The sequence below is a fragment of the Ktedonobacteraceae bacterium genome (assembly GCA_035653615.1).
Classification (GTDB): Bacteria; Chloroflexota; Ktedonobacteria; order Ktedonobacterales; family Ktedonobacteraceae; genus DASRBN01.
The window spans coordinates 119,626-144,162 of sequence record DASRBN010000039.1 but is presented as its reverse complement, the minus strand read 5'-3'; the positions used below and the strand labels follow the sequence as shown (position 1 = coordinate 144,162).

The window sequence follows — 24,537 nt, the reverse complement described above, 5'->3', positions numbered from 1 at the left end:
AGATCTCTACGTATTTTAACATGAGGATAGAGGGCCGGAAACTGCAGCTCCGGCCCTCTATCAACGAAAAGCAATACTCTGGAATCGCCCGGATTTTTTACCCCTGATGCGTGCCGGTCTGGACAGCCTCAGTCGCCTGGCGAGCCGCGGTCTGGGCAGCATCCCATCCCTGGCGAGAAATTCGCTGCGCAGTCTCAACACCCTGGCGTGCGATAACCTGGGCCGTCTCTACCGCCTGCTGGTAGTAAGCGAATGGAGCATAGAGGAAATCGATGTAGGCGTTCATTGATTCACGAGCAATGGTCTGAAAAGCCTCTTGCTGGGCATGCGACTGCTCTACGAGGGTCTCCATAAGACCACGCGCGCCGCCCGCGTGACTCCTCAACAGTTCGGTCCCATTCTCATAGATGCTCTGGGCATATTTCAGGTTGTGCTTCTGGGCGGCAATTACGCTCTCGGTAACCGTCTGTAGCGTTCCCTGCTGTTTCTGGGGCTGCTCCACAAATTCCTGCATAACGGTGTGAGCATCTTCGGCCTGATTCTTAAGAACCTCTACACCGCTCTCAAAAACGCTCTGAGCAAAGCGCAGGTTGCGCTCTTGCGCGGCAACAAGACTATCCGCAATGGCTTTGTTCGTCTCCTGCCAGGATTTGGTCAAATTGACCGTTGCTTCGTTGATCTCTCTGGTTGTCATTTTTCGCTCCTTGTTTCTTGTGCATGTACGTACTTGTAAGACTGTATTCACTCCACAAATGTGCGCCGCACGCGTGGATCGTCGTCGATGTTCACACCGGTTATTCGCGGCCAGATGCGCCCGGTCACTTACGTTTCTCCCGGTAAGGTTTCTTTTAGCATCTATATGCATTTTACATATAGATGCAACATTTGTCAAGGGGGTCATGGGGAATTTTTGGGGCAAATCATAGCCAACCATTTTCCAGTTTCCTCGAAAATGGTTGACTACGGCTCTGAATAACCACGCTCACATCATAAAACGCAGCGGGGCCAGAATGCGTTCGCTCAACTTCGTGTACCAGTGCCGGTGTACCCACTTATCGAGTGTTAGCTCTTCAGCATCGGTCAGGTCGCATTCGAAGAGTTCCTGCATTTGCTGCGCGAACTCAGCACTGTACACCTCGACATTGATTTCAAAATTTCCGATGGAACTCAAACGATCAAGGTTAGCGGTACCGATCGTGGACCATTGACCATCAATTGTACATGTCTTAGCGTGCAACATATGCTGATAACCGAAGATGCGAATCCCTGCTTTGAGACACTCATGAAAGTAGCCTCGCGCTACCCAGTCAACGTCGATATGATTGGAGACCCAGGGCACCAGAATTCGTACCTCCACTCCACGAGCGGCGGCAGATTTTAAAGCCCCCAACAAAATGTGATCGGGAACAAAGTACGCATTAGTGAGCATGATCGAATGTTCCGCCTTGTCAATCGCATCGATATACATATCGCGAATAGGAAAGGTCAGGCGTATGGCATCATTTCCACGCAAAGAGATGAACGGATCAAACTTTCGCTGCATACGCCGGTTGATAGTGTCACCTTTAGGGCTGGAGCGGTTCCAGAAGTCGATGAACGCGCGCGCCAGGTCGGCAGCGAATGGCCCGGTGATACGCAGGTGTGTATCTCGCCATTCCGTCGCGTAGAGACTACCCAGGTTGAAGCCGCCGATGAACCCGATCTTGCCATCAACCGAGAGCATTTTGCGATGATCGAGCGCATAGCGCCGTGGATCAAAGAGCTGCCATGGGTGTTTGATAGGGTGATAGGCCATCTTATGGATCGAGGAAGGAAACGATTTGAATGCCCGTGGTACGACAAGATTGCCGAACCAGTCGAAGACGACGTATACTTCTACTCCCTCGGCAGCTTTTTTTGCCAGGTGTTCTTTAAACTTCCTGCCGATCTCATCATCTTTCCAGATGTAGGTTTCAAGGTAGATATATTCCTTAGCGCTATCGATAGCGGCCAGCATATCTTCATAGAGATCGCATCCATAGTCATAGAGCTGGAGTTCATTACTATCGACATGCACAGGCTGAAAGCGCCGGTGTGGAAAGGGCTTTTGATCGTTCTTTCGCTTCCGCCGGTACACGATTGCCACTACCCGCAGCGCTGCTACTGTGATTGCTTGCAGTGCAACCATTATGCCGAACGCATGCAGCGCAATGCGGCGAATAGAAATCCGGGGCCTTCTATGAACGATAGGTCCCTTCTGCCTTGCCTGTACTTGTTCCTTTAGCGCGTTTTCGCTCATTCAGATTCACCCACGCGATGTTTTTTCTTTCATTACACCGCTCTGTAATTGGCATTGCTCATTTCGTTTACCGATTTTGACAGTTTATACGGCGAATGTCAAGCTGGATTAGCTGATGATATCGCCTATCGCGTTCAGGGGTAGGCGAAAAGAGGTCCTTGAAAAAAACGCTGTAGAAACTAATTATACCTCTTCTCGTGAGATATAATACAGTGTAGACAGACAGAATCATCCCATTCATCAGGTAAGCTCTCACAAGAGCTTTCAGGTATTGCCTCAGCTTTTTTGAGTATATAAAGGAGCCTGCATTATGGCAGATACATACACTTCACCATCCGAACCGGGTGCATTCGAGGCCTGGAGCAAGCTGTTTGAAAGCACGATGAAACCTTACACCGACCAGGAAACGACCGTTAAACAGGCTGCGGACGGCAAGGATGATCCCTGGGCCAATTTCATTGACCAGCTCTGGAAAGCTAACCCCTATAGCAAATTATTGCCCATCGACCCGGGAGAAATAGCGCGCGCCTTCCAGCAGATCTGGCTGGACGCCCTGAGCAACCCGGCGCGTTACTGGGCCAATTACACCAATTTCGTCCAGGAATATACGCAGTTAGTGACCTCGACGGCGCTCAAATTCTGGGGTATTAAAACGGATGCTGAGCCGGTTGCCGTCCCGGAGAAAGGCGATAAACGTTTTAACGCGCCCGATTGGCAGCTCAACCCGGCCTTCGATGCGCTCAAACAGGGCTATCTTCTGGCCGCGACGACATTGCTGAAAACCGCCTCGGAGGTTCAGGGACTGGATGAGAAACAACAACGCAAGTTAATCTTCTACCTGCGCCAGTTCCTCGATGCGATCAGTCCCACCAATTACGTTTTCACGAACCCGCAGGTCATTCATGAGGCGATTACAACGGGTGGTAAAAACCTGGTAAATGGTGTGGAGCACCTGCTACGCGATATTGAAGCAGGTCAGATTAAGATGACCGATACCGGGGCTTTTGAACCTGGACGCAACCTCGCGCTTACTCCCGGGCAGGTGGTCTATCGCAACAAGCTGATCGAACTGATCCAGTACACACCCTCGACCGAAAAGGTCTACGCGATCCCCTTGCTCTTCATCCCGCCATGGATCAATAAGTATTATATCCTGGATATGCAGCCACAAAATAGCCTCATCAAGTTTCTGGTTGACAATGGCTTCACCGTTTTTGTCATCAGCTGGAAGAACCCGGACGCCTCGATGGAGGAGACCAGCTTTGAGGATTATCTCACATTGGGGCCGCTGGCCGCCCTGGATGTGATTAAAGAGATCACCAGATCGCAAAAGGTCAATATGGTGGGCTATTGTATCGGTGGCACGCTGCTGTCAATGGCATTGCCTTATATGAAAGCCAAAGGAGATGAAACGGCTAACTCAGCGACGTTCTTCGTCTCCCTGCAAGATTTCAGCGAGGTTGGCGATACATCGGTCTTCATCGACGAGCCACAGGTGAGGTATATCGAGGGACAGATGATGGAGCGCGGCTACCTGGATAGCCGCTCGATGGCGACGATGTTCAACATGCTGCGCGCGAATGACCTGATCTGGAGCAATGTCGTCAACAACTACCTGCTGGGCAAGGAGCCACCTGCCTTTGACCTGCTCTACTGGAACAATGATGGGACACGTATGGCCCGCAAAGCGCACTCCTTCTACCTGCGCAATACCTACCTGGAGAACAATCTTATCAAGCCCAATAAGATTGTCTTGAAAGGAGTGCCTATCGATCTGGGCAAAATTGACCAGGATATCTACGCGGTCGGCACGCAACAGGACCATATCGTCCCCTGGAAATCGGCCTGGAGAATTACGCAGCTCGCCAGTGGCAAGTCGCGTTTCGTGCTGGGCGGCAGCGGTCATATCGCCGGTATCATCAATCCACCGAGCAAGGGAAGAGGCTACTGGACGAACGATAAGCCCGTAAAGAGCGCCGATGAATGGTTCAAGTCGGCAGAGCATCACGATGGTAGCTGGTGGGCAGACTGGCTGGAGTGGCTAAAACTGCGTTCAGGCGAACTGGCAGCGCCACCAACAATGGGCAGCGCTGCTTATCCACCACTTATGCCGGCGCCGGGCAGCTACGTGCTGGAAAAGTAAAAGAAAAGGGGCAATGTACAAGGATGAACGTTCAGGACGAGACAATTGCTATTCGCTCAGGAGAGGATTTTGACGTTCCAAAGGTGGAACAATACCTGCGCGAGCATATCGAGGGCTTAGGCCCCGGCCCATTGCGTGTCAGGCAGTTCCCATCCGGGGCTTCTAATCTGACATACTTGCTGCAAATAGGCGATTGGGAAGGTGTGCTGCGCCGCCCGCCGTTTGGCCCGGTTCCACCAAAAGCCCACGATATGGAAAGGGAATCCGGCCTGTTGCGCAAGATTGCTCCCGTCTTTCCCCTCGCGCCCATGCCCTACTTCTTCTGCAACGACCTGAACATTTTAGGTGCGCCCTTTTATGTGATGGAAAGACGCAGAGGGGTGGTTGTCAATGACAGGTTCCCGCCCGGCGTCACACCTACAGAAGAATTATGCGCCCGCATGTCGCAAACGGTCGTCGAGACATTGGTGCAGATACACGCTATCGACTGGCAGGCGGCAGGATTGAGCGAGTTTGGGCATCCCGAAGGTTTTCTCGCACGCCAGGTAAAGGGCTGGATCGAGCGCTATTTCCGCGCGCAAACCGATGAAATTCCCCAGGTTGTACCTCTCACCAGCTGGCTGGCAGAACACGTGCCACAAAGCCCACCGGCAACGCTTATTCACAATGATTTCAAATTGAATAACATGCTGCTGGCTGCAGATGACCTGACCAGGGTAACAGCAGTGCTGGATTGGGAAATGGCGACCATCGGCGATCCACTTTTTGATCTCGCCATTACATTGAGTTACTGGGTGAATAGCGATGATCCGGAAGAACTGCGCACAGTCCTGCCCGCGGTAACCACGATGCCCGGTTTCATCAACCGCGAGCAATTTATGGAAATGTACGCGCAAAAGAGCGGGCGCGATCTCTCCTCGCTCGATTTTTACCTGATCTTCGCGTATTTCAAGCTGGCCGTAATTATCCAGCAGATTTATGTACGCTGGAAGCGCGGGCAAACGCAGGATGAACGCTTCGCGGCTTTCGGCAATCGTGTGCGTGCCCTTATAGAATACACAGCCCGGCTTGTGGAGAGGAAATAACCAGGACGTTGTCTTGACAAAGCGTGCATCTAGATGTAAAATGCATATAGATGTAAAATGTCAATTCAAACGCAAGCTAAAGGGCTATTATATTACTGAATAATGGGTGGTGGCATTATTATGGTGCATATGAACGAGGATCAAGAGAAGGATCAGGAAAAAGAATTTCAAAATTCTGCCACGGATGCGTGGTCGAAGAACTGGGTTGTGCCGGTCGTGCTGCTCATGCTGCGCGAGTGGAGTTCCTATGGGTATGAATTGATGGAGAAGATGGCAGCATTTGGCCTGGCAGCGATGAATCCGGGGACGTTCTATCGAACACTGCGGCAAATGGAAAAGCAAGGCATGGTCAGTTCCAGTTGGGATACCTCAGAGGGCGGCCCTGCCAGGCGCATATACAAGATTACCGAGGCTGGTGAGGCTTACCTGAAGTTCTGGGCAGAGTCATTGGACCAGTACCAGAAGATGATGGATGCGTTCTTCCGCATCTATACCGGCAGGCCATCGCCAAAAGAAAAGAAGGATGAAAAGTGAAAGAGGCTAACTCAGACTCCTACGGCTTTTACCAGCTCTGGTTAAAAAACCTGCAAGAAGGGCAAGATCAGGTTCTGAAAGCGACAGCCCAGGGCATGCAAAATTCAAGAGAAGCCTGGAAACAATGGCTTGATGCGACGATGTCTACCTGGCAAAAAACTGCTGAAATGGGAACCGACCCGTTAGGACTTACTTCACAATGGCTGGAGATGATGGAGGCGATACAGGAGAAATTGCTGGCCGGAGGAACCGTCCCGTCCGACCCTTTCACTTTCCTGAAAGAGTGGTACGACGCTATTAGCGAATCCTGGTCTAGCATAGTCGAACGCATCATCGCTTCCGAACAATTCCTCGAATTCAACAAGCAGTTTCTGGAAAGCTATGCCAGTTTCTCGCGGGCATTCCGGCGCGCCAACGAAGAGTACCTGCGCATCTTGCAATTGCCCTCGCGCTCCGATGTATCGCACGTATCCGAACTCGTTGTTGCCCTGGAAGAGAAGTTTGACCGGCTAGACGAGAGGTTTGAGGATGTTGACGCTGCCCTCGCTCAAACCGTAAAGCGCGAGGCGATTGAGGGCATTGAGCATCGCCTGGCAGCTGCCGAGAGTCGCCTAAATCAATCTATTGCCAGCGTAGAAGGAAACGTGCAGCAGGCTGGGAGCCAGCTAACTCAGGCGATTTCCAGTATCGAAGTATACTTGAAGCATATTGAGAGCCAGGCGGCCACGATTGCTCCAGAGCTGGAGAGTCGCTTAGCCACGGTTGAGGGTAAGCTGGATGCGCTTCAAGAGCAAGCTGGACAGTTCAGGGCAATCCAGGACCTGGCCCAACGCCTGGAACAGGTTGAAGGCAAGCTGGATACTATCTTGACGAAGTTTTCAAAGCTCGAGGCTTATGAGCCTGACGGCCATGGCGAAGCGAAAGCGCGGGCACCTCATAAGCCTCAAAGGAAAAAGGCGTCTCAAACAGAGGCCGCCGGTCAACCTGCTGAAGCCGGGTCGTAAGGTCGGACATCGTAGTCCTATCGCATGATATTAAAAAAGAATAGAGGGGAAAAGCTTCATGGCTATTGAGCATAGCGCATCACCGTTTAGTGATATCGAAAGTACATTAAAAAAGCTTAAAACTGGTATGCGGATTGTTCTGGATGGAGCAAAAGCCGACACAGGACAGACGCCGAAAGAGGTGATCTGGACAAAGAACAAGGCTCAACTCTACCACTATCTATCCCCGGTGAAAAAGCGCTTCCCGGTGCCGATTCTGCTGATTTATGCATTGATCAATCGCTCCTACGTTTTAGACCTGATGCCCGGCAACAGCCTGGTAGAATATCTTGTCAACAAGGGTTTTGATGTCTATATGCTTGACTGGGGCACCCCCGGCGATGAAGATAAAGACCTCACATTTGAAAACTACGTACTGGACTACATCGCTCGCGCCGTGAAAAAAGTATTGAAAACGTCCCAGGCCGATGAACTCACCCTCTTTGGATTCTGCATGGGTGGCACCATGTGCGCAATGTATGCCGCGCTCTTCCCCGGTAAACCCCTGAAGAATCTGATCCTGCTGACCGCGCCCATAGATTTTACCGAGGAAAACATGGGCTTGTACGGAGTGTTCACCAGCGAGAAACATTTCGATCCCGACGTGCTGGTAGATCTCTATGGTAATGTGCCCGGTGAACTTGTTGATACGGGCAATCGCCTGGTGAGGCCAGTTACCAACTATGTTGGAACATACGTGACCATGTGGGACCGCATCATGCACGATAAGCCGATGGAAACATGGCTGGCGATGAACAAATGGGTAAACGACGGTGTGCCTTTCGCCGGAGCCACGTTCAAGCAATGGATTCGCGAGTTTTACCAGCAGAATAAGCTGGTCAAGGGCGAGATCATGCTGCGCGGGCGAAGAGTAGACCTCTCAAATATTACCTGCCCCGTCCTTGATATCGCGGGAAAAAAGGATCACATCTGCACTCTGCCGCAAGCCGAGGCCATTATGCGCCTGATTAGCAGCCAGGATAAGGAATTCTACGTTCTCAACGCCGGACATGTGGGCCTGCTGACGGGCGCCGATGCCAGGAGGAATCTCTGGCCCAAGATCGAGAGCTGGTTGGAGCCTCGTTCAGTTTAGCTGATGCCTGAAGAAGTCTGAACAGCCACTCCTCATCAAGGCGTGCTTAATTTACCGGGCGTGACGTTTACCGTCGAAAGCCGACTGCCACAGTAGACCTGTAGCGCCACCCTGTCGCCAGGATTCTTGTTCAGCACGCTATCCAGCAGTTCGGCTTCATTCGTGTTTGACATGCTGCCCCTTTGCTTGCGAAATCTCATTTCATTTTTCTATGTGTTACAATGTTTCCGGGAACCACTCAGAACAATTGTCACATAGAGAAATGATGAGTGGCAAAGCATAGCTCTTCATTTCTAATACACCACCATTCTTGTAGTTACCATTAAAGCATGAGCGTGTTTTTGCGAGCAAGGCATGGAGATAGTAGTGGCATCTGGCAGACCTGCCGGTCAATGGCCGGATCCTCTCTTTTCTATGCTTGCCCACGCTTAAGCGTTGAATCGATATCAGCAAGTTATTTCACGCAAGGAGGAGACTTATGTGCAGACGACTGGACGGTAAAACTGCCATTGTAACTGGAGCGGGCCGCGGTATTGGCCGGGCGATAGCGAAAGAACTGGCCCTTACAGGGGCAAATGTGGTTATCAACTACGCGCGCAGCGCCGAGTCCGCTGAGCAGCTGGCCGAGGAGATTCGCGAGACCGGTGTGCAGGCGCTGCCGATTCGCGCTGATGTCACCGATTACGACCAGGTCGGCGAGATGGTACGGCAAACTATCGAGACTTTCGGCCAGATCGATATCTTAGTAAACAACGCCGGCATCACCCGCGACAAAACGCTGAAGAATATGACCAGGCAGCATTGGGACGAGGTAATCAACGTCAATCTTGGCAGCACATTCAATTGCACCAAGCAGGTTTTACCCTTTATGCTAGAGCGCAAGAGCGGCAAGATTGTCAATATCAGTTCTTTTGTGGCCCTGGCAGGCAATATTGGACAGGCAAACTATGCCGCGACCAAGGCAGGCATCATCGGATTCACCAAATCAGTAGCGCTTGAGGTTGCTCGTCACGGCATTACGGTCAATGCGGTCTGCCCAGGCTTCACAGAGACCGATATGTTGTTTGAAGTACCGGAGAACATACGCCAGCGTATCCTGGAAAAGATTCCCATGGCGCGCTTCGGCACGGCAGAAGAGATTGCCTCGTGCGTGAGGTATATTGTCACTGAAGCCGATTACATGACTGCCCAGGCTATCAGTATTAACGGAGGCGTTTACATCTAGTCCTGCAAGAAGATCAGGCAAACGAAGCATCAAAGCCGCGGGGATTCTTCGCTGCGCTCAGAATCCCCCGTCACTTATGAGCAATCACCACGGCCAAAAATCTTGACATGGCAATGAGCCTGAACTATAATTTTTCAGCAGGTCGTGAGGGTTCAGGGCTGCGTAGGTTTTGTGTTTCACCTGCACCCTCAAAACTGGCCACAAGGGGGTGAGCCCTGGTGTCGGAAGTCAAGATCGGCGAAAACGAATCGTTTGAAACTGCTCTCAAACGGTTCAATCGTAAGATTCAGCAAGATGGCATACTGGCTGAAGCTCGCCGCAGAGAGCATTACGAGAAGCCGAGCGTCAAACGGAAGAAAAAAGAAGCAGCCGCGAGACGGCGCAGAAACGCTCACAAAGCATAATTTCGCACATAAGAGATTTGCCTCCACCTGTTCGGGTGATGCGGTAGTAGTTGTACCTCGTATCATCTTTTTCAGGAGGAGGCTTCATTTTTTACCAGGCCCTATACGCCTGTGGTTGAATGTTCCCGGTGAATTATGGAAAAATACAAATCAGAAATAGAACTTTCTATCGACACAGGAGACGAAGAAACCGATTCGATCATTCATGAGTTACTTGCCTCTCTTTCACTAGAAGAGCTTCTTGAGAAGACGCTGCGCGAAGCGGGTATTTCACAAGCTGCGCTGGTGACACTTGTCGTAACAGAAGATGCAATGATGCAAGATTTGAATAAGCGTTATCGACAGCAAGATAAACCAACCGATGTGCTTTCATTTCCTTTACTGGATAAACCATTGGTGAAGGCGCCCGATGACCAGCTCTGGGCATTTGCCGAGGGCAACAATGGCGAAGTAAGCGCAGAGACAAGCAATCTACCAAAGTTTATTACCCCATCTGAATTACCTCTGAACTTAGGTGATATCGTCATTTCATGGCCGACAGTCGTGCGCCAGGCGGCACAAGCAGGGCATACGCCTGCTTATGAACTACTCTACCTTTTCGCTCACGGTATTTTACACCTCGTTGGCTACGATGATGCGACAGAGGCCGGGTACAGCGCAATGGTGAATTTACAACGAGCGGTATTGGAAGCGATGGGGTGGAAAGCGCAAAACCAATGAGCAAATCGCCACTACCGGCGGGTTCGCCAAAAAGCGAATGGGCGAAATTCATTGCCAGTTTTGGTTATGCCTTCGCCGGACTGTGGTATGCGCTTCGCACCCAGCGCAACATGTGGGTACACATCATTATAGCGGTTCTCGCGATTGCCCTGGGTATCGTGCTGCGCATTTCAGCAGTTGAGTTTGCGATGATCTTCGTGGCAATTACCGGTGTCTTCATCGCCGAGATGTTCAATACGGTTATCGAGTTATGTATTGATCTGGCCTCGCCGGAATACCATCCCCTGGCGAAAATCGCGAAGGATGTGGCAGCGGGCGCCGTACTTCTAAGCGCCATTCTCGCTGTTGTGATTGGCCTGTTCGTATTCGTACCCCACTTGTGGGAATTGATTCACTAACTGCCACAAGCAGACCATCACAATCGCCAGAAATACCACCAGGGGCATCAATGTCCATAGTCCGACATGCTGTGCCAGAAAGCCGGTAAGCCAGGGAAACATTGCCGCGCCGGCGCTGCCCAGGCTGGCAAGGAAACCAACCGCACCAGCTAGAATATGCGCTGGCACGCGGCTTGAGAGAAAAGCAATGGTGATGGGGTAAATAGGCCCGAAGCTAAAACCTAACAGGCAGAGGCCGAACGCGGAGACAGAAAACAGCGGTACGAGCCAGAATAGCAGAGCCGCGACAATTGTCCCTAGCAGGCAATATTGTACCAGCCGCCGAGTGCCGATACGCAAAGCAACTCTGGCCAGCGCCACTCGTCCCAGCGTTAGCCCCAACCAGTAGCCACTGACCATCCAGCCTGAATAGAGAATAGAAAAGTGCCGCTCCTCGGTCAGCAAACTATAGACCCAGCTGCCTACACTCACCTCGGCGCCCACATAGACAAGCAGGAAAAAGGCCGCAATCCACACCACCGGCAGCTTGAGGGTGTTGACAAAAATGTTGCCCTGCAGACCCCCGGTCACTTCCGTTTGCTGGTCGTTCTGGCGCTTGGCGAAAATTTGTCTGTAGCCAACCAGCAGAATCAGGACGATGGCAACCCATACGAAGTAGACGCTGTTCCACCCCCACCTGATCGCCAGGATAGTCGATGCGATGAGCGGACCGAGCAAAGCCCCACTGCCGTAGAAAGCATGCAGATAGTTCAAGAGAGCGGCATTGCGTGGTAATCCAGCGATGTACGCATTGAGGCCCGCATCGATAATGGCTACGCCAAAACCGAGCATGAGCATCGTAACCAGCACGATGTCAAATGGAAGCATGAAGCCAAGGGCCAGCGCGCCCAGCAGAAAACTGAACGCGCCCAGTACCAGGAAGCGCCTGTTCCCCAATTTCTGGACAAGCAATCCGGTGTTGAAAGCAGCGATCAGATAGCCAAGAGTTGACGCGAGGAAGAGCAGGCCAACGGTAGCCTTATCGATACCATAATGCGCCTGTATGCCCGGTATCAGAACGCCAAATGCTCCGTCGTTCGCTCCAATTAAGATAAATGAGAAAAAAGCAAGCCCTATTTGGAGCCGCGCAAACCTCACTTGCTGCGCTACAGCCGCTTCTACATGCTCTTTATCTTGATGATGAGCAGGCGAATTCAATGTATTGTTACTTCACACGCTCGACGTATTGCCCGGTACGGGTATCGATGCGAATCTTGTCGCCGGGATTCACGAACAGGGGCACATTGACCACGGCCCCGGTCTCCAGCGTCGCGGGCTTTGTGACATTGTTGGCAGTATCGCCACGCACACCCGGCTCAGCGCTCTCCACCGTCAGTTCGACGAAGTTTGGCAACTCAACGGCAATGATATTATCGCCATCTACCAGCATTTCCACGATATCCTGCTCTTTGATGAACTGCACGGCACTGCCAAGCATCTCCTTAGGAATGGGCTGCTGATCAAACGTTTCGGTATTCATGAATATGTAGTCATCGCCATCGATATACAGGAACTGCCAGTTCTGATGTTCGACGCGGACAGCCTCAATCTCTTCGCCCGCGCGGAAGCGCTGCTCAATGACACGCCCGGTCCTCAGATTCTTCAAACGCGCACGCACGAAAGCGCGCCAGTTCCCCGGACTAACATGATGGAACTCAGTAATAGTATATAATTCGTTGTTATAACGTATAACCATGCCGTTATAAAAATCGGCTGTTGTTGTCGCAGCCATTGGTGGATTCTCCTTTCAACCAAACACAAAAAAAGATAGCATTTCTTTGAATTATTTAGGGTCACTTCAAAGTTTAGCAGAGGACTGTATCCGCTTCACCCCTAACATTCGCTTCACCCAATAGTTTATCATGCCATGCAAGATGATGAGAAGCATCAAGCTAGCATTCTGGATAGTTTCTCCGTATGTTCGGCGAATTTTGCCAGGCGCTTCTTTTTGAGGTTTTCGCGCAGTATCCAGTTGATGTCGGGATCATTCCAGGACGCCGATTGGCTCATCAGCGCGAAACCTTTTTCGGGCGCAGCCGCTGTCACGACGCTGAGTGTGTACCCCAGGGCCTGGCGCAATGCTCGGAAATCCTCGCGTTTCCGCTCAGCGATAGGAACGGAGTGCATACGCTCTAACACCAGACGCTGGATTGAGAGGGCGGCATTGACGATTTCGGGAGCGTGAAGCAATGGAGGTTCGGCGACGGCGGCAATACTTGCTCGCTGCTGAAAGTTGTCCCCCTCAGCGGCCAGCGTCATTAAATAGGCAATGGTCTCTTCGGGAGCGGCGGGCAAAAGCTGCTGAAAACCCATAGCGACCGCTTCGCGCACACGCCAGGAAAGGCTGCTCGCATAATGACCCAATAATTTATAGATTTCCTCGCGCCAACCGGGTAGAACGGCCGCACACGCACCCGAAGCCACGATACCACAAAGCACAACAAACTCACCAGGAGTATTTACCTCAATATGTTCGCCATCATGCAAGAGATACGTCAATAACTCGCGTGTTTGCCTGGCATATTCCGGGACGACGGCCCCCAGAAGGTTGCTGAACTCAATCGCCAGTTCCAGGTTAGCACGTTTCCCGGGTAAACGGCTCTGTTCGCGTAGATAAAACTCCAGGGGACGACGATTACCATTTAAAGCTCTTTCAACCAGGGACGATAGCGTTTCATGCATATTTCTCTATCCTTGAAATAATTCGGAGCTTATAAAGCCAATTTTATAGCACTTGTAATTACCCGCTGATACATTCCGGGAGCCAATTTTATTTTATCATATTATGAGGCAGGCTTTTCGCGCTTATCTAATCCCTGGGCAATTGAACCATATGCTTTCTGTAAATACTCCTCCAGTTTGCGCCAATCCTGTTCAATGTTGGTCGAGGTCCTGCTGGTAATCAGGTCTACGGTATCGGCTGCTAGCGTGCGCCATTCCGCCGATTCGCGTACCTGCTCCGCGGTCAATCCAAACAAGGCGCTATGCAGTTCGACAAGTGTTTGTATCAATTCCTCTTTTTCTGGTTTGCCCGATAAGCGCCGGTGAACTTCGAAGTACTTCAATTCAAGGTTGGCTACCTTCTTGACATCATAATCCAGGCCCGAATAGCGATGCGCGACGCCATAGAATTTTTCAAGGTATCTCAGTACCTTCTTTTCGTCATGCTCCACAGGCACCCAGGCCAGCGATGCGCGTGTCGTGTAATAGGCTGCGAGCAGGGACATGGGGAATGGGATATGAAATTGCTCCTGGCACAGGCGAACGAGCAACCACAACATCTTGAACCACTTACGATCATAATACGCCTTCCACCCGGCAGCTTCGAAATAGGCGATGCGCTCAGGCTGCATAATAAATTTCCTCGCCATACTCTTTCTGGCTCCTTTCTAACACCTTTAAAGAGAGGACATTTGGGGATTACCTGCTTCCCAGGCAGGGGTTTCCAAAACTCGCCAGGGGAATACCCCTGCCCCTACTATACCAGAAATTGATCGGAAAGGGATGAACGCAGTTGATTTGCTGTGTATAACGCGAGGCAGACAGGGCATATTCCCTCCGCGTGACATCACTAATTTATCTTTAGAGTACGGAATTACTCTTGAGGGGGATTACCATTCCCGACTGTGATTTGGGAAGCCTAACCTTGACGTAAACGGCAATCTTGTGATATAGTATAGGTGTATTCTGTGGATTACTCCGTCTCCTATCCCTTTCCGGGAGGATTATAGCATATGATTGCGGCAAACGATGAATTTGTATCAACGAGCACAGAAGAACCTCAGACGTTCACCATTGAGCAGGTAGCGGCCAAAACAGGTTTGACAAAGCGCACGCTGCGCTATTATGAGGAAGTTGGCTTGCTTCCTCCGACAGATCGCACCGAGGGAAACTACCGGCGTTATACTAAAGATGATATCCAGAGGCTGGAGAATATTAAGAGACTGCGTGACCTGCTGGGATTTTCTCTGGCCGATATTCGCGAGATTATGGAGGCCGAGGATGAACGCGGGCAGATTAAGGTCGCCTATAAAAACGAGACTGAGGCCGCGGCCAAGATAGCGCAGTTAGATCGCTCCGATGAGCTTATTCGCACACAATTGCACTTAATCGAACAAAAAATAATCGGCCTGGAAGAGATGCGTACAGCACTGCAAGCTAAGATAGAACGTCATCAGCAAGTACGCGAAGCATTAATGAAAGATAAATAACTACCAAAATTTTTTATACTAGATTGGACTTTTATGCCTTATGAAAGCATTATCACCTGACTCTGCGGAACTTCCCGTTGTTGTCGGAGTCACCACTGAGGAAACGCGGCAGGCGAGGGGCCTGACACGGACATTTGTAGCGCTGCGCCACCGCAATTTCCGCCTTTTCTGGTTCGGCCAACTTATTTCGTTGATCGGAACCTGGATGCAGACCACCGCTCAGGCCTGGCTGGTGCTGGAGCTAACCAACAGCGCATGGTGGCTTGGTGTGGTAGGCGCATTGCAATTCCTGCCGGTGCTGCTGTTTGCGCTCTTCGGCGGCGTTCTGGCGGACCGTTTGCCAAAACGGAGGGTATTACTCTTTACACAATCATCTGCCATGCTCCTTGCTCTTGTACTCTGGATACTCGTTGCTACAGGAGCGGTGCAGCTCTGGCATGTACTCATACTGGCAACCTTGCTAGGTCTGGTAAACGCGCTCGATATGCCGACGCGCCAGGCTTTTGTAGTTGAGATGGTCGGGCGCGATGATTTACCGAACGCGGTAGCTTTGAATTCATCGCTGTTCAATATGGCGCGTATTATTGGCCCGGGTATTGGAGGCATCCTGATCGCGTGGTTGGGAGTCGCACCCCTCTTCCTGCTCAACGGCATCAGCTTTATCGCGGTGATTATCGGGCTGGCGATGATTGATATGCATCAATTGCACGCGCAAACCATTCATGAGAAGCCAGAGCATGGCAGGCATGGAGCAGGAACTATGAAGAGCCTGGTTGAGGGGCTTGCCTATGTGCGCAATACGCCCGTGGTTTTCCTGGTCATCGCGGTCGTTGGTATAGTCTCGCTGTTCGGCATCAACTTTAATGTCGTGCTGCCGCTGTTTGCCACCAACGTACTGAATGTAGGATCGATAGGTTTTGGCTTCATTTCCGCCACCTTTGGCGTTGGATCGCTGCTTTCGGCGCTCTGGTTGGCCTGGGGCAATAAAAAGCCCGGTATGCGCCAGTTGCTGCTGGGAGCAATCGCTTTCAGCTTTTTAGAAGCGCTGTTTGCCCTATCGCACCTCTACCTGCTGTCGCTCGTCCTCATAGCAGGGGTAGGATTCGCCCAGATCGCATTTTCGGCCCTGGCGAATACAACGTTACAGACGGTTACGCCTGATCACCTGCGTGGAAGGGTCATGAGCGTTTATATGATGGTGTTCGCGGGTAGCACTCCACTAGGCAATCTCTTTATCGGTGGACTGGCTCACCTGTATAATGCACCTATCGCATTATTAGTTGGAGCCTTGCTGAGCCTGGCCGCGGCTGTTGGCGGCTGGATACTACGCAAACCGGCGGAGAAAAGTCTTGCAGAGTCTGCACTCATCGATTAGCAACTGGCGCGTGCTGCCGCTCACCATCGCGGATCAACAAACTCATATCGAGCGAAGTGAGCGGCTACTTGCCGGGATGTCACCAGGCGACCGGCCTGTTCTGTACTGGTCGCAGGCAGATAAGTTGGGACTCGTGCTTGGTTATTCCCAGAAGCAGGACATGCTTCATCCGCTCATCAACGGTGTGGCAGGCCCGTTCCAGCATATCCCTATCTATCAGCGACGCGCCGGTGGAACAGCGGTGCTGGTAGGACCTGACCTGCTTAGCCTGGATGTGATTTTGCCCGCCGATTCTCCTCTGGTGCTGAGCGATATCGTGAAATCCTACCAATGGCTGGGCGAGGCCTGGGTGGAAGCACTGCATCTCCTGGGAATAGAAACACGCGCGGTTCTGCCGGACGAGGCCCACGAATTGCGCAAGCTGCTGAAACAGGAGGCAACACGCGAACGTGAAGCGATCCTGCGTAGAGCATGTTATGGCTCGCTTTCTCCTTATGAAGTCGTCGTGGGGCAGCGTAAAGTAGTGGGGCTTGATATGATACGCCGTCGCAATGCAAGTTTGTTACAGGCGGGTGTACTCCTGCGCTGGGAAACGGAAACGCTGGCCCAATTGCTGGGCCACAATTCTCAGGAACAGGCGATTTTGCGTGAAGGACTGCTGGAACGAGCAGTTGGAATAGATACATTAGCCGGGCGCGTTATAACACCACAGGAAGTGATTGGCGCATTTGAAGAAGTTATTTTTTCGCTGCCAACTTGACATCCAACTTTTGCATGTTCTATAACAATGTCAGACTTTTGGAAAACACGTTCAAATTTTCTTTTGAGAGGTTAGTATTATGGCAGACAGAAATGCTCCTGGCGCGTTGCAGGTCGTGAAAACTCCCGATTATGAAGCAATGGTAATCGGCGCGCATCCCGACGATAACGACTTTGGGGCTGGTGGAACAAGCGCGTTGTGGGCGAAGCAGGGCAAAAAGGTCGTCTGGGTTATTATGACCGATGGAGCTGAGGGCAGTGAAGTCCCCAGCCTGATCGATACTGAATTGATGCTCCTGCGCGAGCAGGAGCAGCGTATGGCCTGCGAAGTGTTAGGCGTGCAGGCAGTCGAATTTCTACGCTTTCACGATGGGCACCTCACAAACAGTGAAGAGGCGCGCAAGGCAATTGTGAGATTGATCCGCAAGTATCGCCCGCGCCTGGTGGTAACGCACGACCCGACCCAATTCATCTTCGCTCCCGATCCCAATGAAAAGCCCGAAGAAACGGCTTACATCAATCATAGCGATCACAGGGCGACCGGCAATATCGTGCTTGATGCCATCTTCCCGCCGGTCGGCAATCCCCGTTCGTACCGCGAGCTACTGGCGGAGGACTTACTCCCTTACCAGGTTCACGAACTGTACCTGTATCATGGTGAACCAGCAAATACCTACGTTGACATCACCGAAACGATTGATCTGAAGGCCAGAGGGTTGATGTGCCACGTCACACAGTTCGGGCCAGAGGCAAAGATGACTGATCGTATCCGCGAATGGGCTGCTGAAACGGCAAAAGAGGCTAAAGAGAAATATAATCTCGATATGCAGTATGCCGAGTCTTTCCGCAGGATCAAGCTCTACGTTCCTAAGAAAGAGGAACCAGAAACAAACAAGGAAGCACAAGTCGAAGAATAAATTTCAGAGAGAGCAACATGGCCCTGGCGCTGTTCGTTCGGCACCGGGGCCATGTTGCTCTCTCTGAAATTTATAAGTCAGCCATCTCATCGCGCTCTTCCAGTTCTGAAAGCAGCACGAACGACTCGTATTGATCTCTACAGGCGTCACAGGAGCCAAGATGCAAAGCCATCTCGGTCATTTCTACGTCAGGCATTTTTACCAGTGGATATTCGGGACGAGCCGCCTCATAATAGGAAGGGAAACGATTGCGGCACTCCTCGCAGGTAAGATTGTCCTGCTTTTTAGCAAGTAAATCGGCGGTGAGTCGATCAACACCGTGACTACAGATTGGGCAAGAGCGGATATGAGTGGCGATAAGGCTGCAAGCGATATCTGACTCAGAGCCATATAGACGTAAGACGCGACGCAATTCGTCACAACCCATGGCCTTCTTCCTCTCAAACTGAATCCCCTATCAGCTCAACGAGAACTTGCTACCGCAGCCATGGCCAAAGAGCCTGCATCACTTCCGGCTTGCTACGGAGCGCTTTCAACGCCCGATGTCGCCACATGTAGACATCCTGTACCTGCACACCTAACCGCGACGCCAGTTCACCCTCATCAATACCTGCCAGGTAGGTGCAGAGAAGCACGTCCCGGTAACGGGGGTTCTTCAAGGATAGAATAGCATTTTTAAGAGTTTCTTGCAATTCCTTTCGCACTACTTGCTCCTGGGGGTCGGCATTATTGCTGTCAACGAACTGCTCCATAAACCCCTCGGGCTGATTATCCAGTGAGATATGTTGCTCGCGCCGGTTTTTCTGCAAAAAAGTGTGTGCCTGGCGGAGTACAATTGTTTGCGTCCATTTCAGGAAAGCTGCCGGGTCATCTGGTCCGGCAGATGTGGTGCGAAGCAGGGCTTGATGAAGTTCCACCAGAGTCTGATTCAGGACATCATCCACGGCATGCGCAAGTTGTGCGAGCTGCTGAGCGTAGCGGCTATGAGATAATGAAAATTCCAGGTAGCGCCTGAGATTTTCGAAAGCCAGTTCGCTCAGGTGGCTGTCAGAGGAGCGCCAGGCCTCGTATAATTTCTGGCTACAAATCCTCTGCGCGATGCGTATCAGAACTGAGCGTGATGGTGGGTCTTCTCCGCAGCGCCTACCCTCCCAGTCCATCAAAATTTGCTCTTCTAGCCATTCCGCTGAAACTATGCTCTGTGCGTAAGCACGCACAGCATTTCTGGCTACACCTTTAATATCTGAACGAAGATCACTGCCTGACTCGATCATGGCCTCACCTTCTATCCTGACGATTACACACTCCGCAATGACAGTTTGTCTCCTAAAAGCCTCTAATTTTTATTCCCCCCAAACTGCAAGATTTTGCCATTTTTCTCTCACCTACCTCAATAGACGGAGAGAAATGGCCCTCATCAAAACGGGGAGGGCGGAAGGAAGCCCCTTTCGCTCACAAAAGAAAAGGAGACTTCGATGGTACTTTCTATGAAGAAATTTATTGTACTTGTAGCAATGGCTTTAGCATTGGTAGCAGGATTGTTTGGCTGGACGGTACGTATGGCAACGCTTCAAGCTATGCCTCAACATCACACGAGCATTCATAGCAGCCAGCTGGCAGATGATCCCAACTGGTACTGCCCGGCTCCGCCCAGGATGTGCTAAACAGCACAAAGTCTGACTGCGCCAGGGCAGTACACAATCTTTGCCAAACAAACGCGGCATGGCCGGAAAAGCGGATATATCTGATGACCTGCTTTTCCGGCCATGCCGCGTTTCTTCATGCCGCAAAACTGACGAATCTGGCATACAGACCCTACCATCTTGTCTCTAAGTATGGTAAGATGGCGATAACAAGCAAAGTTGTATGGAGTCATATTTTTGGATAAGGCAAAACGACCGGCAACGACCCGGGTGGTGTTCTATACGAAGGCAGGCTGTCACTTATGCGAGGAAGCGCGTGATATGCTCGAAGATATCGCGGCGCAAACCGAATATGAACTGACGGAGATCGACATTCGCAGCGACCCACAGGTATTCGAGCAATATCGCTATCGCATACCGGTGATTATCATCAACGACAGTACGCTGCTCGAAGGCCGCATCCAGTACGCCGAGCTTTCAGAGGCTTTTCACCTGGAATAAATTGTGTAAGAGAGAAAAATAGCATGGCGCTACAACAGGTTCAAGACATCCATAACACGTATTCACCACGCAGGCAGGCACTGAACAACTTTATGAATAGCCTCGGCCTGTATATAGGTGATTTTCTGCTGAATCACTGGGCCACCCTGCTCACTTATATATTGGGAATCATCGTTTTCGCGGCACTGAGCGTTCCTTTTCTCTCGTACTTTGGCCTTGATGCGCTCTCCAAACAAATATTCTTTGCCCTGCACCTGGTTTGCGCGCAGATCCCCTCGCACTCGTTCTACATTTTCGGGCACCAGCTTGGCATGTGCGAGCGTAACTTCTCCATCTATAGCTCGATGTTCGTTACGAGCCTGATTTTTGTGTTGAGCAAAAAACGCCTGCCCGGTATTCCATGGTGGCTATGGCTATTATTGATCCTGCCCATGGCTATAGATGGGACAACACAGATGTTCGGCTTGCGCGAAAGCACCTGGCAACTGCGAGTGCTCACCGGAACGCTTTTCGGGCTGGGAAATATCTGGTTCGCCCTGCCATTGATCCATAAGACAATCCTCGAGACAACCCCAGTCCAATCCCAGATAGCACGATGAACCAACTTGAAATTATGATGCCCGCGTAACCTGCTCAGGTATTACTGAGTAGGGGACATATCGCCAACAGGCGTGGAATACGGTATAATCAGCCAGTAGTATAAACGAGAGAACATTTTCCCATTTCGTGAAAAAATCCAGAAGAATACAGATATATGCGAGATCAATCATCATCAAAAACAACTTTTGCCGTAGCCACGTTGGGCTGCAAGGTCAATCAGGCCGATAGCGAAGCCATCAGCGAACAGATGGACGAGGCAGGCTTCGAGCAGCGCGATTTCAGCGAGATCGCCGATGTGTATATCGTCAATACCTGCACTGTAACGCACCTGGGAGATCGCAGTTCGCGACAGATGATCAGCCAGGCGCGTCGCCGTCATCCCGGTGCGTTACTGGTCGTCACCGGTTGCTACGCAGAAATGAATCCTAAAGCGGTCGCAGCCTTGCCCGGAGTAGACCTGGTAGTAGGCAACACAGGCAAGGACCAGTTAGCAAACGCTATCAAGGAACAATACGAGACCGCAAGTAAATCAAAAAATCCATGGAGTGAATCATCAAGCACGGGGTATGGTCGTGCCTTGCCGGTGCTTCACCTCGATGCGCAACATATCGGCAGCGACCGCTCGCTATCCATTGATCCTGCTGAACAAGAGCCACAGCCAGACAATCCATCCACGCTTGCGCTTGTTACGGATAGCGTGAGCGTGGCCGAAACAGCCGGTGCGCGACTGTTATCACGAACACGCGTACAGATGAAAGTGCAGGATGGTTGTAATAATCGCTGCACATACTGTATCGTTCCCTATGTACGGGGAGCATCGCGCAGCCGCAGCATCGAATCGATTGTCGAAAACGTGAGGCGTAAGGCACGAGCCGGCTTCCAGGAAATCGTCCTGACAGGCATTCACCTGGGAGACTACCATCCCGAAGATGATGAAAAGCGCGACCTGGGAGACTTGATCGCAGCCCTGCTGCATGAAACCGATATCGCGCGCATTCGCGTCTCTTCGTTGGAGCCGGAAGATTTTCGCCTGGAATGGCTAGAATTGTGGGAAAATCCCCGCATGTGCCGCCACCTTCATTTGCCGATGCAGAGCGGTTCGGATTATATCCTGCGACGCATGGCCCGGCGCTACAATAGCGAACGCTACGCCACGATCATCACCACAGCCAAACGTCTCGTCCCAGGCATTGCCATCAGCACCGATATCATCACCGGTTTCCCGGGCGAGAGCGACGATGATTTCGCGGCGACCTACCAGCTTGCCGCACAACTTCAATTTGCTAAAGCGCATGTTTTCCGCTTCTCCCCAAGGCAGGGTACGGCAGCAGCGCGTATGAAAGGGCAGATTCGAGAGGAAGTAAAGAAGGCCCGCAGCGAACGATTACTTGCGTTGAACGATGAACATGCCCGGCTCTTCCGCCAGCAATTCCTGGGCGAGACGATGCAGGTACTCATCGAAGCTCGCAAACATGGCCGCTGGGAAGGATTGACCGACAATTACCTGCGCGTCGAAATCGATGGTCTCCCTGACCATCCTGACCATACAGATCGCAACTGGCAAAATAGGCTTGTTAAGGCCCATTTGAACGAACTGGTTGATGATGGTATTCGAGGAATCGCTGTGGAATGATCGTCAATATAGATAATGGAAACGTGTATGATTATTCGAGCAGCACGTGTTGAAGATGCCGCCGGTATCGCAAGGGTGCATGTCGATACATGGCGAACAACCTATCGCGGTATTGTGCCGGATGATTACCTTGCAAATCTTTCATATGAGGAACGTGAAAAGGAATGGAAAACAGGCTTAAGTAGGGCCAGAGAGGACAGATTCACTTTTGTCGCGGAGGACGAAACGGGCCGAATCATTGGTTTTGTGACAGGGGGGCCAAATCGCTATAACGAACCACAATACCAGAGCGAGCTATATGCCATCTACGTTTTGAAGGAGTACCAGGGACAGGGCATCGGACGTGATCTTACGCGATCATTGATAAGGAGCTTTCTGGCGATGGGTTCACAATCGATGATGTTGTGGGTATTTGCCGGAAATACATCTTCGCGGCGCTTTTATGAGGCGTTAGGCGGGCAATTTGTAAAGTCGAACCACTTCGAGATCAGTGGAGCCGTGATCGAGGAGATTGCATACGGCTGGACGGATATAAGCGTCTTGCTGAAGGAATGATAGCTATGAGATTTCTGATGAAAAGGGCAGTAGAGACCAGGGCGACCGCCAGGGTGCGCCCTCGATGGAATGTTAAAGCCTTGTCCGCTATTCTTCCCATTCTGTTGCTCTCCCTGCTCCTTGCGGCCTGTGGAGACCCTGTCACCCAATCTTCGGCCACCGGCCCCATCGATTCTCCGACCGCTTCCAGCCAGCAAGCCGCCACTCCCGCCGTTATGGCTACAGGAAATTTCCACGAATATGCACTGCCACAAACCAATAGCGGGCTGATGCGGCCTGCCATCGATCACGAAGGGCGCATCTGGTTCGGCGAAATGAACAAGAATTTCCTGGCCGTTTTTGACCCGCATACAGGTAAGTTCCAGCAGATAAAGCCGCCCCATGGACAATCAGGCATGATGGGAGTGGAAGTTGCAGATGATGATACGATCTGGTTCGCAGAGCAATACGCCGATTACATTGGACATTACTTCCCAAAGACGGGTCGTTTCCAGATTTATCAATTGCCTTCGATCACTGTCCCTGATCCCAGCAATGCCGGCAAAACGCTCACGTTGCCCAGCGCTCCCAATGATCTTGCGCTTGATAAGAATGGAAACATCTGGTTCACAGAATTGAATGCCGGCGCTATCGGGCGGCTCGATGCAGGCAACGGTTCCATTCGGCAATATCCCCTTGCTACGAAGCAAAACATCCAGACAATCGATCCATATGGAATCACAGTCGATTCACAGGGCATAGTCTGGTTCACGGAATCTGGTCAAAACCGCGTTGGTCGCCTCGATCCTTCAACAGGTCAGATGCAATTTTTTACCGTTTCAACAGCGAAAGATACCGCGATTATGGAGATTACGAGCGGCTCTCACGGCCTGCTCTGGATCACGACCTTCAATTCCATGCTCTTGAGCCTCGATTCAGCGACCGGCCAGTTCAAGACATATGATGCGCCAACGGTAAGCGGCTCAGGCAGTGGTTCGGGTGGACTCTATGGAGTGCTGGCCGACTCAAACACGGGCAACGTCTGGATGACGGTTTCTGCTCAAAATGTGCTTGCGCGTCTTGATCCCGCGACCGGGCGATTTACCTACTACACCATTCCCACACCCAGCAGTTTGCCGTTGGGGCTTGTAGAGGGAAGCAACAACACATTCTGGTTCACCGAAGCAGGAAGCGACAAGATCGGGATGCTGCAAGCATAATGAACCTCAGTATTTTTAGGGCAGTAAGAGGTCGAGGCAAAAGATATATGTACTCGCCCACTCGCAAAGCGTTAAGTTCTCATCCCAGGGTAGATTACCGTTACGCTGAAAATAGTCCCAGATATTGAACAGGTACCCTCTGTACTGGTCAGAAAGACATTCTGTCCAAATAGGCCACATGG

General features: G+C 51.5%; 28 protein-coding genes. 19 read left to right on the top strand and 9 right to left on the bottom strand.

Annotated features, from left to right (window positions below):
• Window positions 1–97: 97 nt before the first annotated feature.
• Window positions 98–694 carry a hypothetical protein gene (locus VFA09_24330; GenBank protein ID HZU70421.1) on the bottom strand — a complete coding sequence of 199 codons (597 nt, stop codon included), beginning with the start codon at window positions 692–694 and terminating at the stop codon, window positions 98–100.
• A gap of 288 nt (window positions 695–982) precedes the next feature.
• On the bottom strand, window positions 983–2,278 hold the full coding sequence (locus VFA09_24325; GenBank protein HZU70420.1) for a phospholipase D-like domain-containing protein: 1,296 nt from the start codon (window positions 2,276–2,278) through the stop codon (window positions 983–985).
• A gap of 310 nt (window positions 2,279–2,588) precedes the next feature.
• On the opposite strand from VFA09_24325, the gene phaC (VFA09_24320) reads away from it, so the two are divergent.
• The 5 genes from phaC (VFA09_24320) (at window position 2,589) to phaC (VFA09_24300) (ending at window position 8,176) form a co-directional block, all read left to right on the top strand.
• Window positions 2,589–4,421: a class I poly(R)-hydroxyalkanoic acid synthase gene (gene phaC / locus VFA09_24320; GenBank protein HZU70419.1), complete on the top strand. Its 1,833-nt coding sequence runs from the start codon at window positions 2,589–2,591 to the stop codon at window positions 4,419–4,421.
• 23 nt (window positions 4,422–4,444) lie between these two features.
• Window positions 4,445–5,506 carry a phosphotransferase family protein gene (locus tag VFA09_24315; GenBank protein HZU70418.1) on the top strand — a complete coding sequence of 354 codons (1,062 nt, stop codon included), beginning with the start codon at window positions 4,445–4,447 and terminating at the stop codon, window positions 5,504–5,506.
• 129 nt (window positions 5,507–5,635) lie between these two features.
• The gene (gene phaQ, locus VFA09_24310) at window positions 5,636–6,040 is read left to right on the top strand and encodes a poly-beta-hydroxybutyrate-responsive repressor (GenBank protein HZU70417.1); all 405 of its coding nucleotides are present in this window, start codon (window positions 5,636–5,638) and stop codon (window positions 6,038–6,040) included.
• Window positions 6,037–7,044, top strand: a complete 1,008-nt coding sequence (locus VFA09_24305; GenBank protein ID HZU70416.1) for a hypothetical protein — start codon at window positions 6,037–6,039, stop codon at window positions 7,042–7,044. Before phaQ ends, VFA09_24305 begins: the two co-directional genes overlap by 4 nt.
• 58 nt (window positions 7,045–7,102) lie before the next feature.
• Window positions 7,103–8,176: a class III poly(R)-hydroxyalkanoic acid synthase subunit PhaC gene (phaC, locus tag VFA09_24300; protein ID HZU70415.1), complete on the top strand. Its 1,074-nt coding sequence runs from the start codon at window positions 7,103–7,105 to the stop codon at window positions 8,174–8,176.
• A gap of 35 nt (window positions 8,177–8,211) precedes the next feature.
• Here the strand turns inward: phaC (VFA09_24300) and VFA09_24295 are convergent, their stop codons facing one another.
• Entirely contained in the window at window positions 8,212–8,349 is a 138-nt protein-coding gene (locus VFA09_24295; protein ID HZU70414.1) for a hypothetical protein, read from the bottom strand.
• 305 nt (window positions 8,350–8,654) lie between these two features.
• Here VFA09_24295 and fabG point away from each other — a divergent pair, with 305 nt between their 5' ends.
• The 4 genes from fabG to VFA09_24275 all read left to right on the top strand — a co-directional run bounded on the left by fabG (window position 8,655) and on the right by VFA09_24275 (window position 10,923).
• Complete coding sequence (fabG, locus tag VFA09_24290; GenBank protein ID HZU70413.1) at window positions 8,655–9,401, top strand: 3-oxoacyl-[acyl-carrier-protein] reductase; 747 nt, start codon at window positions 8,655–8,657, stop codon at window positions 9,399–9,401.
• A 218-nt stretch (window positions 9,402–9,619) separates the two neighbouring features.
• Entirely contained in the window at window positions 9,620–9,805 is a 186-nt protein-coding gene (gene rpsU, locus VFA09_24285; protein ID HZU70412.1) for a 30S ribosomal protein S21, read from the top strand.
• A gap of 135 nt (window positions 9,806–9,940) precedes the next feature.
• Entirely contained in the window at window positions 9,941–10,525 is a 585-nt protein-coding gene (gene ybeY / locus VFA09_24280) for an rRNA maturation RNase YbeY (GenBank protein HZU70411.1), read from the top strand.
• Window positions 10,522–10,923: a diacylglycerol kinase family protein gene (locus VFA09_24275; protein HZU70410.1), complete on the top strand. Its 402-nt coding sequence runs from the start codon at window positions 10,522–10,524 to the stop codon at window positions 10,921–10,923. The genes ybeY and VFA09_24275 overlap by 4 nt, the downstream gene beginning before the upstream one ends.
• Here VFA09_24275 and VFA09_24270 read toward each other — a convergent pair.
• The 4 genes from VFA09_24270 to VFA09_24255 form a co-directional block, all read right to left on the bottom strand.
• Window positions 10,852–12,120 (bottom strand): MFS transporter, encoded by a 1,269-nt coding sequence (locus VFA09_24270; protein HZU70409.1) that lies wholly within the window; start codon window positions 12,118–12,120, stop codon window positions 10,852–10,854. The two genes, VFA09_24275 and VFA09_24270, sit on opposite strands and share 72 nt — an antisense overlap.
• 7 nt (window positions 12,121–12,127) lie before the next feature.
• Entirely contained in the window at window positions 12,128–12,694 is a 567-nt protein-coding gene (gene efp, locus VFA09_24265; GenBank protein HZU70408.1) for an elongation factor P, read from the bottom strand.
• 155 nt (window positions 12,695–12,849) lie between these two features.
• Window positions 12,850–13,644, bottom strand: a complete 795-nt coding sequence (locus VFA09_24260; GenBank protein ID HZU70407.1) for a hypothetical protein — start codon at window positions 13,642–13,644, stop codon at window positions 12,850–12,852.
• A gap of 101 nt (window positions 13,645–13,745) precedes the next feature.
• On the bottom strand, window positions 13,746–14,333 hold the full coding sequence (locus VFA09_24255) for a hypothetical protein (protein ID HZU70406.1): 588 nt from the start codon (window positions 14,331–14,333) through the stop codon (window positions 13,746–13,748).
• Between the two features lie 363 nt (window positions 14,334–14,696).
• On the opposite strand from VFA09_24255, the gene VFA09_24250 reads away from it, so the two are divergent.
• The 4 genes from VFA09_24250 to VFA09_24235 all read left to right on the top strand — a co-directional run bounded on the left by VFA09_24250 (window position 14,697) and on the right by VFA09_24235 (window position 18,224).
• Window positions 14,697–15,173: a MerR family transcriptional regulator gene (locus tag VFA09_24250; protein HZU70405.1), complete on the top strand. Its 477-nt coding sequence runs from the start codon at window positions 14,697–14,699 to the stop codon at window positions 15,171–15,173.
• 40 nt (window positions 15,174–15,213) lie between these two features.
• Window positions 15,214–16,548: an MFS transporter gene (locus tag VFA09_24245; GenBank protein ID HZU70404.1), complete on the top strand. Its 1,335-nt coding sequence runs from the start codon at window positions 15,214–15,216 to the stop codon at window positions 16,546–16,548.
• Window positions 16,523–17,308 carry a hypothetical protein gene (locus VFA09_24240; protein HZU70403.1) on the top strand — a complete coding sequence of 262 codons (786 nt, stop codon included), beginning with the start codon at window positions 16,523–16,525 and terminating at the stop codon, window positions 17,306–17,308. The genes VFA09_24245 and VFA09_24240 overlap by 26 nt, the downstream gene beginning before the upstream one ends.
• A gap of 79 nt (window positions 17,309–17,387) precedes the next feature.
• Window positions 17,388–18,224 carry a PIG-L deacetylase family protein gene (locus tag VFA09_24235; protein ID HZU70402.1) on the top strand — a complete coding sequence of 279 codons (837 nt, stop codon included), beginning with the start codon at window positions 17,388–17,390 and terminating at the stop codon, window positions 18,222–18,224.
• Window positions 18,225–18,294: 70 nt separating this feature from the next.
• Here VFA09_24235 and VFA09_24230 read toward each other — a convergent pair whose 3' ends face one another.
• Window positions 18,295–18,651 (bottom strand): hypothetical protein, encoded by a 357-nt coding sequence (locus VFA09_24230; protein HZU70401.1) that lies wholly within the window; start codon window positions 18,649–18,651, stop codon window positions 18,295–18,297.
• A gap of 49 nt (window positions 18,652–18,700) precedes the next feature.
• Complete coding sequence (locus tag VFA09_24225) at window positions 18,701–19,498, bottom strand: sigma-70 family RNA polymerase sigma factor (GenBank protein ID HZU70400.1); 798 nt, start codon at window positions 19,496–19,498, stop codon at window positions 18,701–18,703.
• Window positions 19,499–19,699: 201 nt separating this feature from the next.
• Here VFA09_24225 and VFA09_24220 point away from each other — a divergent pair, with 201 nt between their 5' ends.
• From VFA09_24220 to VFA09_24195, 6 genes are all read left to right on the top strand, one after another.
• A complete protein-coding gene (locus VFA09_24220) occupies window positions 19,700–19,888 on the top strand; it encodes a hypothetical protein (protein HZU70399.1) in 189 nt (62 codons plus the stop codon).
• 216 nt (window positions 19,889–20,104) lie between these two features.
• Window positions 20,105–20,368 carry a glutaredoxin family protein gene (locus VFA09_24215; GenBank protein HZU70398.1) on the top strand — a complete coding sequence of 88 codons (264 nt, stop codon included), beginning with the start codon at window positions 20,105–20,107 and terminating at the stop codon, window positions 20,366–20,368.
• A 23-nt stretch (window positions 20,369–20,391) separates the two neighbouring features.
• A complete protein-coding gene (locus tag VFA09_24210; protein HZU70397.1) occupies window positions 20,392–20,967 on the top strand; it encodes a DUF2085 domain-containing protein in 576 nt (191 codons plus the stop codon).
• Window positions 20,968–21,122: 155 nt separating this feature from the next.
• Window positions 21,123–22,601 carry a tRNA (N(6)-L-threonylcarbamoyladenosine(37)-C(2))-methylthiotransferase MtaB gene (mtaB, locus tag VFA09_24205; GenBank protein HZU70396.1) on the top strand — a complete coding sequence of 493 codons (1,479 nt, stop codon included), beginning with the start codon at window positions 21,123–21,125 and terminating at the stop codon, window positions 22,599–22,601.
• A gap of 27 nt (window positions 22,602–22,628) precedes the next feature.
• On the top strand, window positions 22,629–23,156 hold the full coding sequence (locus tag VFA09_24200; protein ID HZU70395.1) for a GNAT family N-acetyltransferase: 528 nt from the start codon (window positions 22,629–22,631) through the stop codon (window positions 23,154–23,156).
• 5 nt (window positions 23,157–23,161) lie between these two features.
• Window positions 23,162–24,355 (top strand): hypothetical protein, encoded by a 1,194-nt coding sequence (locus VFA09_24195; GenBank protein ID HZU70394.1) that lies wholly within the window; start codon window positions 23,162–23,164, stop codon window positions 24,353–24,355.
• Window positions 24,356–24,537 lie beyond the last annotated feature (182 nt).

Bases quoted from the DNA above. Each gene is read 5' to 3' on its own strand.
- VFA09_24325 (HZU70420.1), bottom strand. From the start codon at position 2,278: ATGAGCGAAAACGCGCTAAAGGAACAAGTACAGGCAAGGCAGAAGGGA.
- VFA09_24195 (HZU70394.1), top strand. From the start codon at position 23,162: ATGAGATTTCTGATGAAAAGGGCAGTAGAGACCAGGGCGACCGCCAGG.
- ybeY (HZU70411.1), top strand. From the start codon at position 9,941: ATGGAAAAATACAAATCAGAAATAGAACTTTCTATCGACACAGGAGAC.
- phaC (HZU70415.1), top strand. From the start codon at position 7,103: ATGGCTATTGAGCATAGCGCATCACCGTTTAGTGATATCGAAAGTACA.
- VFA09_24330 (HZU70421.1), bottom strand. From the start codon at position 694: ATGACAACCAGAGAGATCAACGAAGCAACGGTCAATTTGACCAAATCC.
- fabG (HZU70413.1), top strand. From the start codon at position 8,655: ATGTGCAGACGACTGGACGGTAAAACTGCCATTGTAACTGGAGCGGGC.
- phaQ (HZU70417.1), top strand. From the start codon at position 5,636: ATGAACGAGGATCAAGAGAAGGATCAGGAAAAAGAATTTCAAAATTCT.
- VFA09_24250 (HZU70405.1), top strand. From the start codon at position 14,697: ATGATTGCGGCAAACGATGAATTTGTATCAACGAGCACAGAAGAACCT.
- VFA09_24315 (HZU70418.1), top strand. From the start codon at position 4,445: ATGAACGTTCAGGACGAGACAATTGCTATTCGCTCAGGAGAGGATTTT.
- efp (HZU70408.1), bottom strand. From the start codon at position 12,694: ATGGCTGCGACAACAACAGCCGATTTTTATAACGGCATGGTTATACGT.
- phaC (HZU70419.1), top strand. From the start codon at position 2,589: ATGGCAGATACATACACTTCACCATCCGAACCGGGTGCATTCGAGGCC.
- VFA09_24255 (HZU70406.1), bottom strand. From the start codon at position 14,333: ATGGCGAGGAAATTTATTATGCAGCCTGAGCGCATCGCCTATTTCGAA.
- VFA09_24225 (HZU70400.1), bottom strand. From the start codon at position 19,498: ATGATCGAGTCAGGCAGTGATCTTCGTTCAGATATTAAAGGTGTAGCC.
- VFA09_24220 (HZU70399.1), top strand. From the start codon at position 19,700: ATGGTACTTTCTATGAAGAAATTTATTGTACTTGTAGCAATGGCTTTA.
- VFA09_24230 (HZU70401.1), bottom strand. From the start codon at position 18,651: ATGGGTTGTGACGAATTGCGTCGCGTCTTACGTCTATATGGCTCTGAG.
- VFA09_24275 (HZU70410.1), top strand. From the start codon at position 10,522: ATGAGCAAATCGCCACTACCGGCGGGTTCGCCAAAAAGCGAATGGGCG.
- mtaB (HZU70396.1), top strand. From the start codon at position 21,123: ATGCGAGATCAATCATCATCAAAAACAACTTTTGCCGTAGCCACGTTG.
- VFA09_24210 (HZU70397.1), top strand. From the start codon at position 20,392: ATGGCGCTACAACAGGTTCAAGACATCCATAACACGTATTCACCACGC.
- VFA09_24200 (HZU70395.1), top strand. From the start codon at position 22,629: ATGATTATTCGAGCAGCACGTGTTGAAGATGCCGCCGGTATCGCAAGG.
- VFA09_24245 (HZU70404.1), top strand. From the start codon at position 15,214: ATGAAAGCATTATCACCTGACTCTGCGGAACTTCCCGTTGTTGTCGGA.
- VFA09_24235 (HZU70402.1), top strand. From the start codon at position 17,388: ATGGCAGACAGAAATGCTCCTGGCGCGTTGCAGGTCGTGAAAACTCCC.
- VFA09_24295 (HZU70414.1), bottom strand. From the start codon at position 8,349: ATGTCAAACACGAATGAAGCCGAACTGCTGGATAGCGTGCTGAACAAG.
- VFA09_24260 (HZU70407.1), bottom strand. From the start codon at position 13,644: ATGCATGAAACGCTATCGTCCCTGGTTGAAAGAGCTTTAAATGGTAAT.